We start from the raw sequence: 16,534 nt of genomic DNA, 5'->3' as shown, positions 1-16,534 counted from the left end.
GATATATGATGTAGAATATATAAATAAACGAAATAGAAATGAAGGAAATACAAAATGAATCAAGTTAAAAAGTGGAATATTATTGGTGGAAGGGTGATAAAAACAGGAATTGCAGTTTTTCTTACAGTTCTAGTTTGTGAATTTTTCAATATCCCAACTATTTTTGCTGTTATTACAGCAATTGTAACAATTGAGCCAACCGCAACGGATTCTATAAAAAAAGGACTAGTTCGTTTTCCAGCTTCAACAATTGGATCGGCGTATGCAATGACTTTCACATTTTTCCTAGGTCATCAGGCGCTTTCTTATGCGTTAGCGGCAATGTTTACAATCGTTACATGTCAAAAACTAAGGCTACACGCAGGAACGTTAGTCGCAACTTTAACTGCTGTTGCAATGATTCCCATTACGGCAGATCATTATTTTACTGCATTTTTAATTCGATTAGCTACTACATCTACTGGTATTATAGTGTCTACTGTAGTGAATTTTTTTATTTTGCCACCACACTATGTTAAAACAATTTCGGGATGTACAGAAGAGCTATTTGTTAAAACGGCAAATGTTATGGAGGAATGGCTTACTGCGTTAATGGATGGGAAAGTTATAAAAAAGGAGACAACCTATACTCTTTCTAAATTAACTATATTATTACATAAAGCAGTACAATTTGTTCAATATGAGCAAAAAGATTGGAAATACCATCGACATACAAAAAAAGAAATGAGAAGCTTTTTACTTGTACAAAAGCAACTTCATTTATTACAGCAAATTATTTATCATATAGATAATTTAGCTCGAGCACCAATTGAAACATGTGATTGGTCACAAAATGAAAAAGAAATTTTACGACGAACAATTCATTCTATAATTTCTATATTAAGAAATCATTGTGAAAAAATAGATGAGGAACATTTTAAACTGATTGATGAATTAGATAAGCAATTTTGGACTAATAAAAATGATTTAGCACATTGTAAACCGAATCAATATCATCATCATTTTTCAAGTGAATCTATCATTTTATTTGAGATATTATCTATACATGATATGTTAGAGGAATTAAAACAAATATTCGAGAAATATGAGAGTGAAAATCAACTTAATTGCTCAGTTCATTAAAATGCGGAGGATTGATATGACAATTTATATTGCATTACTAAGAGGAATCAATGTAGGCGGGCATAAGATAATCAAAATGGCTGATTTAAAACAAGCGTTTGAATCAATAGGGTTGAAACAAGTGAAAACATATATTCAAAGTGGGAATATCGTATTCAAATCTGAGGAAGATATAACATTTCTAAAGGAACGAATACAGTCTGAAATTAAAAATGTTTTTGGTTTTGATGTTCCGGTTATGTTAAGAACACATGAGGAATTTATAAACATTACAAAAAGATGCCCCTATGAAGTCAATTCATTGCGAGAAGGCGAAAGTATACATATTGCCTTCTTAGCACATGAACTTTCTAAAACAGAAAAAGATCAGCTACTTATGCAAAAAAATGAGACTGAAGATTGTTATATACATGAAAAAGTTGTGTATTTATTTTTCAAAAATAGCATTCGAAACTCTAAATTAATGAACCAGTTTCAGAAGTTGCATACACCAGCTACAGTAAGAAATTGGCGGACTGTGAATAAATTAAAAGTGATAGTTGAGGGGATGTAAATATAAAAAGATGAGATTTTCTGTATAAAGAAAATCTCATCTTTTTATTTATATTGTTTTGCGACTATAAGCTCGACAATAGGGTGAATAAAGAATGAAGAGCACAGTGCAATAAAAAGAGGGAAGTTTTTAACCCCATTTAAATTAGCTCCCATAGAAAACCCTTCAGAGAAGAGTAATATAAGGAACATTACAACTACGAGCGTAAAATATGCAATTTTAGAGCTTTTATATGTAATTTGTTGTCCCATTTCATCTTGACTTTCTTCTGATACACCGTGAGGATCTCCCCATGTAATATGATTGATAAGGTAGCTAAGTATTAAAGCGCTTGTGAAAATTGTTCCACCTAAAATCGCACCTTCAGCGATGTATTTATAAGCCCCGTGTATAAGCACTCCAAGTAATGATAAAACGATTGTTATTAAAATGAATTTTTTGCGATTCATATGAAAAATGGCACCTCCACTGTTGTAAAAAACTCTTTACAATTATAGTATAAAATTGGAAAAGTTTCATGTCAAATACTTTTTACATATAGAGCCGAGAATATGATATTTTGTTTTTATGATTAATAAAAAATTACATTACATTTGAATGTAAAAGAATGGGCTCGCATATATTTGGAAGGGATGTCAGATTAATTTAGGGGGTAGTTATGTCTATTCTTTTAAAAGCTGGTGCTGATGCAGGAAATAACGGTTTGAAGTTAATGGTGAAAGGGCAAGATCCTATTTTTATTCCGAGTATATATGCTTTATATATAGGAGAGCCTACAGGATTGTTAGATGAGGGAGATGTTTCATTATCTGAATTAGAAAATCACATTGACGTGACCATTAGTTCTCCATCGTTAATGTTAAATAATGTGCGGTATATCGTTGGAGAAAAAGTCATTCAAGATCAATTAAAAGGTACTGAGGTTGAGAAGAAATCGAATAAGTCAACTGATGAGTTAATGGTTATTACGATTCTATCTGGTTTAGCGGTAAGTGCTATGCGTCAAAGTCCAACTTCTAGCCACATTAACATTCGATATGATTTATCTGTTGCTCTCCCTATGCAGCTTATTACACAAGAAATAGCGGCGGAAAATGCGAAACGTTATATGGGGAATCATAAGGTTGTGTTCCATTATCCAAACGGACGTGATGTTACAATTAATATTTCCATCGAATATTGCAAATGCCTACCTGAGGGTGCTTCTGGGACGTGGGGCATTGTATATGATGAAGAAGGAAATGTTGTAAAACATAAAATAGAATGTGAACAAAATAAAGTGTCAGAAATTGATTTTGTTGATAAAACATTATTATCTTTTGATATTGGTGCAGGAACGACAGAAGAAGTCGTTTCACTAGGTGTAAACTTTAGACCACAACTAAGTAAGGGTTTATCGTACGGTGTGAAAGAAACGTTACTACAAATTATTACGAGATGGAACCGGAAGTATCCAACAAAGACAATTGATAGTATTACAGAATTCAATCAAATTTATTTAAATGATAAACACCCTAGAAATGCATTATTAGTTGAGGAATCACAACCAGCACTATTAGGTTTAGCAGCGCGCGTTGCAACGGATATTATTAACAAAATTGATGATATGAAAGACGATCCATATGTTTTTATTTATGGCGGGGGCGCAGTTATCATAAAAAATAGCCTGAAAATGATTTTAAAACAAAAAGGGCGTTTAACAAATGTAATCTTTGTAGATAATCCATTATTTACAAATGCACGTGGATTATTAGTCTACACTTGTTCGCCAAAATATAGAGAGCATAAGCAAAAAGAGTTAGGATTTACAAACTTAACAATAAGTTAGTTGGTGGAAGTATGCGATCTAGGCGATATAAACGTGGTGACCGAGTAAAAATTAATATTCATAAGTCAGTATCACCTGAAATGCTTGCATGGCTGAATAAACAATCAAATCCAACCAACTTCTTTTTCTTTGCAGCGCAGCAACTTTTTAAACAAGTAGGAGATATTGATGTGTCAAAAGCTATACCAAGTAGCCATGTTTTCTCGTTATACGTTGAGCCATCATCTTTATTAAAAGTAGAAGTTAATCCTTTTAAAAGCTTACCACTAGAAGCAAATAAATCCACCGATAATATAAAAAAAAAAACATGGGAAGCTGTTGATCAATTAGATTGTCCGTTTTTTTAAACATAGAAAAATATAAATATTGCCCATCACTATACATACGGATACAGTGATGGGCGTTTTTACATGTAAAGATAGGGGGGACACAAATTGCGGCGTGCCCCTCCTATTCATTATTTTTCTATTATTTTGGCTGTATGTTCAGTAACAGTATGAATGATGTCTTCCCAGTCATCAGGATGAATCTCATGTCCAGCGCCTTCAAGAGTTAATAGAGCTGAGTTAGGAATCTCATCGATAAGTGCTAGACCATGTTCAAAAGGGAGTGCGGTATCGTCTGTTCCGTGAATGACTAATGTAGGTGCTTGTATGGAGTGAAGCACCCCTTCATATGCATCATCGCCTTGAAGTAAAGCGTGATTAAACATGCTTAATAAATTGTTAGCTCGTTCAATTTCTTGTTTTACTTGATTATAGACTCTTTTTTCATCAAATGTGCGTTTGGACCCGCATAATAGACGGGACCCTGAAACTAAATATTCTGCTACAATATTTTCATTTGTCCAATCTAAATGCGTGCCATTTGCGTGATGTGTTAAAATTCTTTCATCCATCGGGGGTAAGTCACGTGTGTTATTGTCAGAGCCTATCACACTTGTAGCTAGTAATGTTAATGTTAATATTCTTTCGGGATGTTTTACAGCAGCAATTTGAGCGATCATACCGCCTAAAGACATACCAAATAGATGCGCTTTGTCAATATGATAAGCATCTAGTACCCCAATTGCATCTTCAGCCATATCCGTAACGGAATAATTAGAAGTTCCAGGTTCATATGCGACAGAGCGTCCCACATCACGGTTATCAAAACGAATAACAAATTTCCCCGTGTTAGCCAACTGTTCACAAAATTCTTCATCCCAATAAACCATTGAACACGTAGCACCCATAATTAATAAAATAGCTGGATTTTTAGGGTTTCCAAAGCTTTCTGTACATATATCAATCTCGTTTATTTTAAATATCTTTTCAGTCATAGAGTTCTCTCCATTTCTTTTGAATGTAATTAAACATAAAATTTTGAATGACTCTAAGTTGTGTGTTAGATTTGCTTTGTTTTTTGCGTAATTACCCCCAAAAATAAGTTTATGATAATTTAAGGGGAAAAATTTTGAGAAATAATTGTATGTTATTAAAATAAACAGCAAGGGAGAGGACATGAAAGCAATTGTTATAGATCAATATAGTAGTGTTGAAGAATGAAAAGACAGACCAGTTTTAAAACCAGTTGTTAAGAATAACGAGGTATTAAAATGAAGAAGGCGTTAGAGAAGCTTATATTTTGAGTGAATATAAACATGTTTCATTTTATTCATGATACGGATTGACTTTATTTATTGGAAAGGCGTAATATTATTAAGCTATATGAAAGAGATCTGTAAGAAGAGGGGAGTTATTATGAAAATAAATTGGACTGAAGTAAAGGAAAAAATTCGACCGCAAATTTCAAAACCATCATATGAAACTTGGTTTACGAATACTACTGTTTATTTAGAGGATGATATATTAACAATTTATTGTCCAAATGAATTTGCACGTGACTGGTTAGAATCTCATTATAAAGAATTAGTATTTAATACATTAAGAGAAATGTTTAATACGACTTTTGAAATTCAGTTTGATCTATGTAATGGCGAACCATCTAACTTGAAAGATGTCCAAAAAGAAAAGCTTAGTAGCTGGGATGAAGTAAAGAAAGCATTAAGACCTAAAATAGCAGAGAAAACATTTATGACATGGATTAGAAATACAAACGCTACGATAAAAGATAATAAAGTAATAATCTTTTGTGAAGATGCGTTTCATCGTGATTTGCTTGAAGGTGAGTATAAAAATATAATTTCAAGTACCGTACAGAAACTTTCTAATGAAGAATATCAAATTTGGTTTGAAATAAAATCAAATGCTACTTCAATAGCTCAGATTCATCATGTGCAAAAGAATCAACTTACTTCGGAACAAGAGGAATCCAGTACAATTTGGAATAAAATAAAAGAAAAAATGCAATTAACAATTTCGAGACCATCATATGAAACATGGGTCAAAGAAACGACAGCTAGAATAAATGAAGATTCATTAATCATTTATTTTGAAAACGAATTCCAACAAGAGTGGGTTAAAAAGTCTTATAAAGATTTAATTTCGCAAATAGCAAAAGAGTTAACTGGAAATACATATAAGCTTCAATTTGAATTAAAATCAAATACAAATGCACTAGGTAATGCTGAAAAATCAACTATTAAAGATATCACTTCCGAATTAGGGGAGCAGTTCAAAGTATCCAATAACAGTTTAAAATATAACGATGTAGACGAGAGCAATAAACGCATTCGAGCCCTAGAAGAAAAAATAATGAACTTGGAAAAGATCATTGGTACATTAGTAGAAAAATTAGATGCAGTAGAATTAAAAACACAGTTGGAAAAATAACCAACTGTGTTTTTTTTACTTAATTCGCTTTTTTTATAAACCCTTTATAATGACGTTTTACAAGCTGACTTTCTAACGTTTTCATTGTTTCAAGTGCCACACCGACAATGATCAGTAAGCTTGTACCACCAATTTGTGCAGAAGGTGGTAATGTAGCAATCTTTGTGAATACAAGCGGTAAAATTGAAATTGCACCTAAGAAAATTGCACCGATAAATGTTAAACGGTATAAAATTTTCGTTACATATTGTTCTGTTGATTTACCAGGACGAATACCAGGTACATATCCATTTTGTTTTTTCAAATTCTCTGCCATTTGTTCAGGATTTACTTGAATAAATGCATAGAAGTATGTGAAAGCAACGATAAGACCTACATATAGGGTCATTCCAATTGGATGTGCGAAATCAAGGTTTGCAACTAACCATTTTGATACGCTTGAATCAGGGAAGAGCTGCGCAATTGTACGCGGCGTCATTAAAAATGCGGAAGCAAAGATTACTGGAATTACACCAGCACTATTTACTTTAAGAGGTAAATGAGTGTTTTTTGCTCCTTGATATTGATTGTTTCCTGAAACAGCTTTTGCATATTGAATCGGTATTTTACGCACAGCTTGTTGAATGTAAATAACCCCAACAACTATCGCTAAAATTATAAGACCAATTAAGACCATTTTTATGATGTGCATGAATAATTGATCGCCTGCATTTTGAAATTGTTGTAAATAAATTTGATTCGCAACATTTGGAATCGCTGCTACAAGTCCTGCGAAGATAATCATCGAAATACCATTACCTACTCCGTTAGCGGTAATTTGTTCACCTAACCAAAGTAAAAATGCAGTACCTGCAGTTAAAACTGTTGCAATAAATAAGTATGTAGTCCAGCTTTGATCTGTTATTAATTGTCCACCTGCTATATTATTAAAGCCATAAGACATCCCAATGGCTTGTATGAATGCGAGAATGATTGTAAAGTATCGAGTAAATTGAGCTGATTTCTTACGGCCCATTTCTCCTTGCTTTGCCCATTCCGAAAATTTTGGTATGACGTCCATTTGTAGTAATTGTACTATAATGGAAGCTGTAATATATGGTGTAATACCTACAGCAAAGATTGAGAAGTGTTGCAATGCTCCTCCGCCAAATACGTTTAGCATACCTAAAACGTTAGCTTGATCTTGTACTTTTAATACCTCTGCGTTAGTATGAGGAACTGGAATAAACGTGCCAATTCGAAAAACGATTAACATCGCTAATGTAAAAAGGATTTTCCTTCTTATCTCAGCTACTCTCATGAAATTTGAAATCGTACGAAACATTATATCGCCTCCTATATTTTTATCAGTTTAAAACTGATTATTATATCCCGATGAAGTAACCACAAACCTCCTTCCGCATTAAATTCATTTGACAAATGGAATTTTATACATTTTGTAGTTTTCACGGATATAAAAATATAAGGTATTTTTAGCGAGCTATAAGTTTTTCGTAATCATTCAATACACATAATATATCGAATAAATTAACAAATGTACATACATACGCATGAAAAATGAATGAATAGGGACATTTTTTACATTTATTTAATGATAATCGAAAGAAGGATGCTTTTAATTATTGTATTTCAAGAAATTTGCTAGGACGATGAAAGGAATTCTATTATGTTATTTAGTATAAAAGTGGCAGGGTATTTTTTATTTATGAAGGAATATATGAAAATAAAGGCTAAATAATTTGAGTAGAGATTTGTTAAGGGGAGTGATGTATATGAAAGTGATTATAAAAAATTTACCATCATTAGAAGTGGCATTCATAAGAAGAACTGGTAGTTACTTTGAACCACAAGATCATTGGGGGAAGTTATTGAACTGGTCTATTGAAAATAAGCTTTATCCACCTGAGCAATCATTTATCGGAATTTCATTAGATAACCCTGAACTTGTTGCAAGTCATATGTGCCGACATGATGCTTGCGTTACCATACCTAAAAACTTTGAAAAAGAACAACATGAGGATGTGCAATTTAAAAGTGTAGATGGAGGTCTATACGCTCTATACGAATTCTATGATAAACCTCATAAATTAAGTGAAGTGTATCGATATATGTACGCAGTGTGGTTACCAAATAGTGAATATAGTGCAGATTATGATAGGGATAATTTAGAGTTTTGTATGAACAATGTTGCAGAAGACCTAGAAGGAAAATTAAAGGTTGATTTATTTGTGTCAATAAAAAAGAACAAATAATAAGTAGTATAAATTATAAGCGGTATTAAAAAATTGTTTTTTAATAGTATAAAACCCACTCTTAAAAATAGTTGAGAGTGGGTTTTATGTTGTTATTGAGAAAAAAGTTTACTTTAATTAATATGAATATTTGTTTATATGATGAATGTACGTAATAGTACATAATAAAAATATTATTTTTTTGTCACAAAAATGAGCATTCTGGTTTCTCTATAATGCAGGCATCAAAAGAGAGAGAGGTTTTATTCACATGCAAACAATAAAAAGTGAAGAGAGGAATGTTTCACATATAACATTTGAAGCGTTGTTTAAACAAAACTATGCGTATGTTGTTAAACAAATAATATGGATCATTAAAGAACAGACGGTTGCTGAGGAATTAGCGCAAGAGGTGTTTTTGCAACTGTATCATTCAGATTGGAAAGCAATAGAAAATTTACGTGCTTGGCTTATAAAGTCTTCTACTTATGTCGCCTATAACTACATTCGCTCTGAAAAGAGACATCGGGCAAGAATCGATAAAGAAACCCAGTATCAAGAAGTTCAAATTGATTCGTCACTAGATGATGAATGGATCAGAAAAGAAGAAATTACAAAAGTACAAAGGGTTTTGCGAAAAATGAAAGAACAAGATCGAACAATATTATTAATGAAATTTTCAGGGTTTCGATATAAAGAAATCGCGCAAGTACTTCAGATTGAAGATTCGTCTGTTGGAACATTGTTGGCACGAGCTAAACTTAAGTTCCGAAAAACTTTTGAACAAATGGAGGGGAAATAAATGACTTGTTATGAAATGGGATCCATTCAATCATATATTGATGGCGAACTTTCGCGTGAGGAAAGAAAACAATTTATAAAGCATTTAGACAAATGTAAGAAGTGTCAAAATTTATTAATTGAGCTAACAGAATTAAATCAATGGGAACATTCAACACTAGCCGAGGAGAAGCTTCATGAGGCTCCAGAAATAAATATTGATGTCGAAAAAGCATGGCAAACATTTAATGGTTATAACCAGACTAATAATGTACTTAGTACAAATCAAACGATAGAAAGAAAGCAGGGAGTATTTTCAAATATGAATAAAAAATCAAAACGGTTCATGTATACGTCGGTTGCTGCGGTAGGCATTTTTACTATAGCTATGATCCCGCAAGTTCAAGTTGCAGCAACTAATATTGCTTCTTACTTTGCTAATGAAGTATTAAATGATACGGTTGTGAATGAAGGAAGTAAAGATGAAAACGGTGTACAACAAGAAGGTATGTTGAACGGGCAGTTTATACCTATTGATGAAAAGATAACAGATCAAGGGATAACTGTACATTTTAAAGAATTATATGTGGCAGATGCACGTATATCTGTTCATTATAGAGTGGAGAAAGCCGATGGAACTCTAATGCCATTTGAATTTGATACAAATGGATTAGATATAAAAAGCGATGGAAAAGTAAATGGACAACAAGAAGAAAATCCTGAATATAACACAGGAAATGGTATGTTTTCACAATTATCATTTATTCAAGGTGAAGACAATTCACCATTTGAATTATTGTCAGAAGGAAAACAGTTAGAGCATGTAGGCATTCGTGATAAAGACAGACCAGAAGGCGTCATTACATTTGTTGAAGGTCTTGAAGGAAAAGGTTCCTTTAAACAGCCTTTAACATTAGATGTAAACATAAATAAAATAGGAAAAATAGCTGGATCTTGGAAAGGTCAATTTCAAATTAATCCTGAAAAAGTAAATAAGTAAAACAAATTTATATGAAAAAAAGAATAACACAATACATGTCGAGTGATATCTTTATCTATTGGTTTGCTTTTATAATGCTTATTTCTTACATTATTTTAACTATCTCTTTTATCTACTAATCAAATAGTAACGAAGAATTTCAATGTATGAGATAACTAATTTTTATAAGTTATTGTGCAGCGAAATCACCAAATAAACAATTGAATGAGACGAGCATATACTAATAAATGACACAATGCATAATTTATAATCGTATTTGAAGAGCACCTTAAAGTGCTCTTTTTTTTTGAAATTCATGCACATATATAAGTTGTTCTTTATTCGTATTATCGCCCTTACATTATGTAATTTTGCATAATGTTACATAAATTGTGTATTTTCCCTTTTTTTCGACAGGAACAGCAAGTATACTTTGTACAAGCTTTCTATTTCAAAATTATACGAGGTGAAAAAATGAAAAACAAAAAGACGTTAACTAAGGTAGCATTAACAACAGGTTTAGCTTTAACAGCAGTAGCACCATACGGAGTAGGTCATGCAGAGGAAACAGATCAACTACAAGTTCAAATTCAGGAGGAATCATTCCGTTCAGGTGAACTTACACAACCGTCACAAAAGGCACCAGAGAATGTAGTAAAAGATGCTCTGAAGGAGAAAACAGAACAAGCTCTTTCTCCAAAGCAAGTCAATGGAGAAACTGGAGTAGATTATAAAGTTCTTCAAAAACGTGGTTCATATGATGGGACTACACTTGTACGTATACAGCAAACATATGAAGGAAAAGAAGTATATGGCCATCAATTAACTGCACACGTAGATCATAACGGTGTTATTAAAAGTGTTTCAGGCGATAGCGCGCAAAATTTAAAACAAGAAGAATTGAAAAAGCCTATCAATCTATCAAAAGATGAAGCGAAACAATATATTTATACGAAGTACGGGAACGATATCAATTTTATTTCGGAGCCAGAAGTTAAGGAAGTTATTTTTGTTGATGAAAATAATGGACAGGCTAGCAATGCATACCAGGTTACATTTGAAGCGGCAACACCAAAATATGTTTCCGGAACATATTTAGTAAATGCACAAAATGGTGATATGTTAAAAAATATGGTACAAGAGTCTAACTTGAAAGCAAGTGAAAAACTAGTTGGAGCCTTAAAGAAAAGTAAAAAAAGCAGTCTTACATCATTAACGGGCACTGGAAAAGATGATTTAGGGATCTCTCGTTCATTTGGTATTTCTAAACAAAGTAATGGCAAATATGCTCTGGCTGATTATACAAGAGGGCAAGGAATTGAAACATATGATGTGAATTACAGAGATATTACGAAAGAAGAGAGCTATTATCCTGGTACATTAGCAACTAGTACTTCGACAACATTTAACGATCCAAAAGCAGTAAGTGCTCATTACTTAGCAACAAAAGTTTTTGATTTTTATAAAGATAAATACAACCGTAATAGCTTTGATAATAAGGGACAAAAGGTAGTTTCAGTTGTACACGCTTGGGATTCTGAAGAGACGAATGATCCGAAAAATTGGCAGAATGCATTGAGTGCTAATAATGGAAGTATGCTTGTATATGGTGATCCTATCGTCAAAGCATATGACGTAGCTGGCCATGAATTTACACATGCTGTTACTTCTAGTGAATCTAATCTTGAATATTACGGTGAATCTGGTGCGATTAATGAGGCACTATCTGATATTATGGGAACATCTATTGAGAAATACGTAAATAATGGAAGCTTTAACTGGACGATGGGAGAACAAACTGGATCTGTCTTCCGTGATATGGAAAACCCAGCTTCTGTTCCATCTTCACTTGGAGTACCTTATCCAGATGATTACAGCGAATTTAATGATTTTAATGGATGGGATCAAGGTGGCGTTCATTTTAATTCAAGCATTATTAATAAAGTTGCGTATCTCATCGCAAAAGGCGGAACTCATAACGGTGTAACTGTTAAAGGAATTGGTGAAGATAAAATGTTTGATATTTTCTATTACGCAAATACAGATGAGTTAAACATGACTTCTAATTTCAAAGAATTAAGATCAGCATGTATTCGAGTGGCAACTAACAAATATGGTGCAAATTCAGCTGAAGTTCAAGCAGTACAAAAGGCATTTGATGCAGCAAAAATTAAGTAAGTTAGAAATATAGTTCTTATTCATATATTATTACATTATGAAAAACAGCTAATGTCGTTTTAAGGATATTAGCTGTTTTTTTCATACCAATGTATTTGAAAAATAAACTTACTAAGCAATAATTAAGTACTCTACCTTTAAGAAGTTGCGACAAAGATTTTAGGTTTATAGTATATAAAAACAGAAAATTAATAATATATTGACCCCTTAATGGGAAGTGCTATAAAATGAAAGCGATAACAAACGATTGCTTTAAAATAATTTCCCTGATCTTTTCGTATTTACAGATATATGAAGACATAAATAAACTATTTTTTTAACAATAAATGCAAACGTTTTCGTATTGGAAAGATCATTGAAATACATATGTGAAAATAACCAATACGGGGGGAAGCAAAAGAGATTTCTAGATTAATTTAAATTGTGTAATGCAGTACGGGCATAATAAATCGTCCGTACTATTTAAAGAAAGGGTGTATGTAGTGCAAATGACAAAAAGATTAATTAACAAATCAGTTTTATTGCTTACTATAATCGTTATGTTATCATCTGTTTTCTCGTTTCAAAGTGTAAAGGCAGTTTCAAATTCGAAAATAACTGAAGTTATCGTTCATTACAAAGAGCAGCTTGGAAATACAAAAGACTGGAATCTTTGGTTATGGGGAGAAAATGCAAATGGTACATCTTATGAATTTACTGGTGAAGATGAATTTGGAAAGTACGCTAAGATTAATATAGATGGTGACTATAATCGTGTAGGATTCATCATTCGTACAAATGAGTGGGAAAAAGATGGTGGGGATCGTTGGATTGAAAATATAAAGGACGGTCGTGCTGAAGTATGGATTCTTTCTGGTGATGAAAAGGTATATAATGCTAAGCCTTCTTCGGATCTATCAATTCAAAAAGCAACTATTGATAGTTTCAATGAAATCACTGTAACGACGAATGTTCCATTTCATATTAAGGAACAGAAAATCGAAATTGAAGGTATTAAAATTAAGAATATTACTCCTTATGATATAAACAGTGGAGATATTACGAATAAGGTGAAAATAATTACGGAACAGAAAATTGATTTAAAACAAACATACAAAGTTAAAATAGAAAACTTAGCTGATACGAATACTGAAATTGGTAAAGTCATTCGTAGTGAGGAATTTGATCATTTATTTTATTATGGTGGTAACGATTTAGGAAATACATATACCGTGCAACATACAAAGTTCCGTGTATGGGCTCCTACTGCGAGTGAAGCGAAGTTAGTTACATATGAAAAATGGAACGATAAAATAGGTACTGAAATAAATATGCAACAAGGTGAAAAGGGCACCTGGAAAGCAGAACTTAAAGGGAATCAAAAAGGTCTCTATTATACGTATAAGGTAAAAATTGGTGATAAGTGGACAGAAGCAGTTGATCCGTATGCACGTGCTGCTTCTGTAAATGGAGATAAAGGTGCGGTTATTGATTTAGAAGAAACAAATCCGAAAAAATGGAACACTAACAAAAAGCCTAAATTAAAAAATCCGGAAGATGCTATTATTTATGAATTGCATGTACGTGATCTTTCCATTCAGCCCGAAAGTGGCATTAAACAGAAAGGAAAATATTTAGGTGTAACAGAAAAAGGAACAAGAGGGCCTGAAGATGTGAAAACAGGACTTGATCATATAAAAGATCTTGGTGTTACACACGTTCAGCTTTTGCCGATATTTGATTATGCTTCAGTAAATGAAGAGAATGTAAACGAACCACAATATAACTGGGGATATGATCCAAAAAACTTTAACGTACCAGAGGGGTCCTATTCTACAAATCCATACGAGCCAACTGTTCGAATAACTGAATTAAAACAAATGATTCAAACACTACATGATAATAATCTTCGTGTTGTTATGGATGTAGTTTATAACCATATGTATAATGCTACTGAATCTAATTTTCATAAGTTAGTTCCCGGTTATTATTATCGTTACAATGAAGATGGAACATTTGCAAATGGAACCGGTGTAGGAAATGATACGGCTTCAGAAAGAAAAATGATGAGGAAATTTATGATAGATTCCGTCACATATTGGGCAAAAGAATACAATTTAGACGGATTCCGTTTTGATTTAATGGGTATTCATGATTATGAAACGATGAATGAAATACGTAAAGCTGTTAATCAAATTGACCCTTCTATTATACTGCATGGAGAAGGTTGGGATTTAAATACACCTCTTGCAGCAGAGTTGAAAGCAAATCAAAAAAATGCAGAGAAAATGAAAGGAATTGCCCATTTTAACGATAATATACGTGATGGATTGAAAGGTAGTGTGTTTGAGGAGAAAGAAAATGGCTTTGTAAATGGAAAGGAAAACATGGAAGACCGTATTAAAAAAGGCATTACGGCAGGCATTGACTATGATAGAAATACGTCGACTTATCAAGATCCAGAGCAGGTACTAACGTATGTGGAAGCGCATGATAATCATACATTATGGGATAAACTTGAGTTGACTAATCCAGGTGACAGTGAAGAAGTGCGAAAACAAATGCATAAATTATCTTCTTCGATTTTATTAACATCACAAGGTATTCCGTTTTTACATGCAGGGCAAGAGTTTATGCGGACGAAATACGGTGATCATAATAGTTACAAATCTCCAGATTCGATTAACCAGATGGATTGGCTGCGCCGTGCAACGTTTAATAATGAAGTAGATTATATGAAGGGTTTAATAGAATTACGCAAAAAGTACCCAGCTTTTCGAATGACATCTGCAGAGCAAATAAAAACACATGTATCATTTATTGATGCTCCGAAAAATACTGTAGCTTATACAATAGAGGGGAATAAAAATGAATACTTTATGGTGGCTCACAATGCAAATAGAGAAGCTGTTGAAATAACACTTCCATCGAAAGGTCCTTGGAAAGTACTAGTAGACGGTAAACAGGCAGGTAGTAAAACACTTTACGTTGTCCATGAAAATAAAATTAAAGTTCCTGCATTAAGTTCATTTGTTTTAAAAACAGAGAAAACGATTAAATAAATGCCAAAAGCGGACGGAAGATTGTTTTCACTTTGCTTTTAAAGTTAAAATAGTATAATTTCACATACTGTAATTATATTACAATTTAATAAATAAAAAGAGAAGAACTTACCAAGGTTCTTCTCTTTTTTATATGTAATTATCTTTTCCGTGGTTGTGAATATAGCAAAAGGCAAGACGATGAATCTATTTTCAAAGTGACGAGAAAATGACAAAACTGTAAGAATGCATGAATGATTGTAAGAAAGTTCGATGTTTTCCTTTTTCTTTTTTTATTAAAGTGAAAAAGAAGAAAGCGGTGTCATAAGAGGTTGGTATTTTTAGGTGGGTACAATAACCAACACTATCCATGTAATAAAAGTATATGGCAATCAGTAAGACACCTTACTAATAAGGAGGGATTTGAAATGTCTTTTTCTCAATTCAATATCCATATTTTTCGAGCCATTAATGATTTAGGTAAACAATATTCATTCCTAAACCCGGCCATAGTATTTTTGGCAGAATATATGGTATATATTTTAGCTTTAATTATTTTAACTTATTGGTTTATTGGATCTAGAAAAAGTAGGATGATGGTTATTCAAGCGATGGTTGCTTTTGTAATTGCTGAGGTGATTGGAAAAATAGCAGGGAAATTTCATTTGAATTATCAACCGTTTGCAGTATTGCCTCATGTTAATAAACTTGTCGACCATGCTGTAGATAATTCATTTCCTAGTGACCATACGATTCTCTTTTTTTCAATTTGTTTTTCATTTTCGCTTGTGCGTAAAAAAGCTGGATGGCTATGGCTTATACTTGCATTTTGTGTAGCGATTTCTCGTATTTGGGTAGGGGTTCATTATCCTTTTGATATTGCAGTAGGGGCTTTAATAGGGTGTATTTCAGCGATAATTTCGTATTGGTTAGTACCGAAATTATCTTTTATTAGGCAATTACTTACTCAATATGAAAGAGTAGAGAAACATGTTTTACCATCCAAAAACAAATCAAAAGGATTGTGAGTATAGACCTTTATCACCCTCATTACTATTCTTCACAAGTT

General features: G+C 32.7%; 14 protein-coding genes. 11 read left to right on the top strand and 3 right to left on the bottom strand.

The window, feature by feature from the left end; genetic code table 11:
• Positions 1-54: 54 nt before the first annotated feature.
• The gene (locus tag ACTFR9_RS06080; RefSeq protein ID WP_001077571.1) at positions 55-1,122 is read left to right on the top strand and encodes an aromatic acid exporter family protein; all 1,068 of its coding nucleotides are present in this window, start codon (positions 55-57) and stop codon (positions 1,120-1,122) included.
• 16 nt (positions 1,123-1,138) lie between these two features.
• A complete protein-coding gene (locus ACTFR9_RS06075) occupies positions 1,139-1,675 on the top strand; it encodes a DUF1697 domain-containing protein (protein WP_000158237.1) in 537 nt (178 codons plus the stop codon).
• A gap of 44 nt (positions 1,676-1,719) precedes the next feature.
• Here ACTFR9_RS06075 and ACTFR9_RS06070 read toward each other — a convergent pair whose 3' ends face one another.
• Positions 1,720-2,124, bottom strand: coding sequence for a hypothetical protein (locus ACTFR9_RS06070; RefSeq protein ID WP_001080322.1), 405 nt, complete (start codon positions 2,122-2,124; stop codon positions 1,720-1,722).
• A gap of 209 nt (positions 2,125-2,333) precedes the next feature.
• Here ACTFR9_RS06070 and ACTFR9_RS06065 point away from each other — a divergent pair, with 209 nt between their 5' ends.
• Complete coding sequence (locus tag ACTFR9_RS06065; protein ID WP_000025611.1) at positions 2,334-3,503, top strand: ParM/StbA family protein; 1,170 nt, start codon at positions 2,334-2,336, stop codon at positions 3,501-3,503.
• 11 nt (positions 3,504-3,514) lie between these two features.
• Positions 3,515-3,850 (top strand): hypothetical protein, encoded by a 336-nt coding sequence (locus tag ACTFR9_RS06060; protein WP_001257755.1) that lies wholly within the window; start codon positions 3,515-3,517, stop codon positions 3,848-3,850.
• A gap of 110 nt (positions 3,851-3,960) precedes the next feature.
• Here the strand turns inward: ACTFR9_RS06060 and ACTFR9_RS06055 are convergent, their stop codons facing one another.
• Positions 3,961-4,824 carry an alpha/beta fold hydrolase gene (locus tag ACTFR9_RS06055; protein ID WP_000136574.1) on the bottom strand — a complete coding sequence of 288 codons (864 nt, stop codon included), beginning with the start codon at positions 4,822-4,824 and terminating at the stop codon, positions 3,961-3,963.
• Positions 4,825-5,245: 421 nt separating this feature from the next.
• On the opposite strand from ACTFR9_RS06055, the gene ACTFR9_RS06050 reads away from it, so the two are divergent.
• Complete coding sequence (locus tag ACTFR9_RS06050) at positions 5,246-6,277, top strand: DnaA N-terminal domain-containing protein (RefSeq protein WP_000700988.1); 1,032 nt, start codon at positions 5,246-5,248, stop codon at positions 6,275-6,277.
• Positions 6,278-6,296: 19 nt separating this feature from the next.
• Here the strand turns inward: ACTFR9_RS06050 and secY are convergent, their stop codons facing one another.
• Positions 6,297-7,601: a preprotein translocase subunit SecY gene (gene secY, locus ACTFR9_RS06045; RefSeq protein WP_000490140.1), complete on the bottom strand. Its 1,305-nt coding sequence runs from the start codon at positions 7,599-7,601 to the stop codon at positions 6,297-6,299.
• 448 nt (positions 7,602-8,049) lie between these two features.
• On the opposite strand from secY, the gene ACTFR9_RS06040 reads away from it, so the two are divergent.
• From ACTFR9_RS06040 to ACTFR9_RS06015, 6 genes are all read left to right on the top strand, one after another.
• A complete protein-coding gene (locus ACTFR9_RS06040; protein ID WP_000864416.1) occupies positions 8,050-8,529 on the top strand; it encodes an AraC family transcriptional regulator in 480 nt (159 codons plus the stop codon).
• Between the two features lie 250 nt (positions 8,530-8,779).
• Positions 8,780-9,310 carry an RNA polymerase sigma factor SigX gene (locus ACTFR9_RS06035; RefSeq protein WP_001193470.1) on the top strand — a complete coding sequence of 177 codons (531 nt, stop codon included), beginning with the start codon at positions 8,780-8,782 and terminating at the stop codon, positions 9,308-9,310.
• Positions 9,311-10,288 (top strand): DUF4179 domain-containing protein, encoded by a 978-nt coding sequence (locus tag ACTFR9_RS06030; protein WP_000128540.1) that lies wholly within the window; start codon positions 9,311-9,313, stop codon positions 10,286-10,288.
• Between the two features lie 453 nt (positions 10,289-10,741).
• Positions 10,742-12,445 carry a M4 family metallopeptidase gene (locus ACTFR9_RS06025; RefSeq protein ID WP_002193837.1) on the top strand — a complete coding sequence of 568 codons (1,704 nt, stop codon included), beginning with the start codon at positions 10,742-10,744 and terminating at the stop codon, positions 12,443-12,445.
• Between the two features lie 482 nt (positions 12,446-12,927).
• A complete protein-coding gene (gene pulA, locus ACTFR9_RS06020; RefSeq protein ID WP_229136318.1) occupies positions 12,928-15,486 on the top strand; it encodes a type I pullulanase in 2,559 nt (852 codons plus the stop codon).
• Between the two features lie 407 nt (positions 15,487-15,893).
• A complete protein-coding gene (locus tag ACTFR9_RS06015; protein WP_098947407.1) occupies positions 15,894-16,493 on the top strand; it encodes an undecaprenyl-diphosphatase in 600 nt (199 codons plus the stop codon).
• Positions 16,494-16,534: the final 41 nt, after the last annotated feature.

The sequence above is a fragment of the Bacillus cereus group sp. MYBK222-1 genome (assembly GCF_051916425.1).
GTDB classification, from domain to species: Bacteria; Bacillota; Bacilli; order Bacillales; family Bacillaceae_G; genus Bacillus_A; species Bacillus_A paranthracis.
The sequence above is the reverse complement of the archived record's forward strand: the minus strand, read 5'-3'. Positions and strand labels throughout refer to the sequence as shown.

What these genes read in the sequence shown, in the direction of transcription:
- ACTFR9_RS06080 (WP_001077571.1), top strand. Translation starts at nt 55, where the DNA reads ATGAATCAAGTTAAAAAGTGGAATATTATTGGTGGAAGGGTGATAAAA.
- ACTFR9_RS06075 (WP_000158237.1), top strand. Translation starts at nt 1,139, where the DNA reads ATGACAATTTATATTGCATTACTAAGAGGAATCAATGTAGGCGGGCAT.
- ACTFR9_RS06070 (WP_001080322.1), bottom strand. Translation starts at nt 2,124, where the DNA reads ATGAATCGCAAAAAATTCATTTTAATAACAATCGTTTTATCATTACTT.
- ACTFR9_RS06065 (WP_000025611.1), top strand. Translation starts at nt 2,334, where the DNA reads ATGTCTATTCTTTTAAAAGCTGGTGCTGATGCAGGAAATAACGGTTTG.
- ACTFR9_RS06060 (WP_001257755.1), top strand. Translation starts at nt 3,515, where the DNA reads ATGCGATCTAGGCGATATAAACGTGGTGACCGAGTAAAAATTAATATT.
- ACTFR9_RS06055 (WP_000136574.1), bottom strand. Translation starts at nt 4,824, where the DNA reads ATGACTGAAAAGATATTTAAAATAAACGAGATTGATATATGTACAGAA.
- ACTFR9_RS06050 (WP_000700988.1), top strand. Translation starts at nt 5,246, where the DNA reads ATGAAAATAAATTGGACTGAAGTAAAGGAAAAAATTCGACCGCAAATT.
- secY (WP_000490140.1), bottom strand. Translation starts at nt 7,601, where the DNA reads ATGTTTCGTACGATTTCAAATTTCATGAGAGTAGCTGAGATAAGAAGG.
- ACTFR9_RS06040 (WP_000864416.1), top strand. Translation starts at nt 8,050, where the DNA reads ATGAAAGTGATTATAAAAAATTTACCATCATTAGAAGTGGCATTCATA.
- ACTFR9_RS06035 (WP_001193470.1), top strand. Translation starts at nt 8,780, where the DNA reads ATGCAAACAATAAAAAGTGAAGAGAGGAATGTTTCACATATAACATTT.
- ACTFR9_RS06030 (WP_000128540.1), top strand. Translation starts at nt 9,311, where the DNA reads ATGACTTGTTATGAAATGGGATCCATTCAATCATATATTGATGGCGAA.
- ACTFR9_RS06025 (WP_002193837.1), top strand. Translation starts at nt 10,742, where the DNA reads ATGAAAAACAAAAAGACGTTAACTAAGGTAGCATTAACAACAGGTTTA.
- ACTFR9_RS06015 (WP_098947407.1), top strand. Translation starts at nt 15,894, where the DNA reads ATGTCTTTTTCTCAATTCAATATCCATATTTTTCGAGCCATTAATGAT.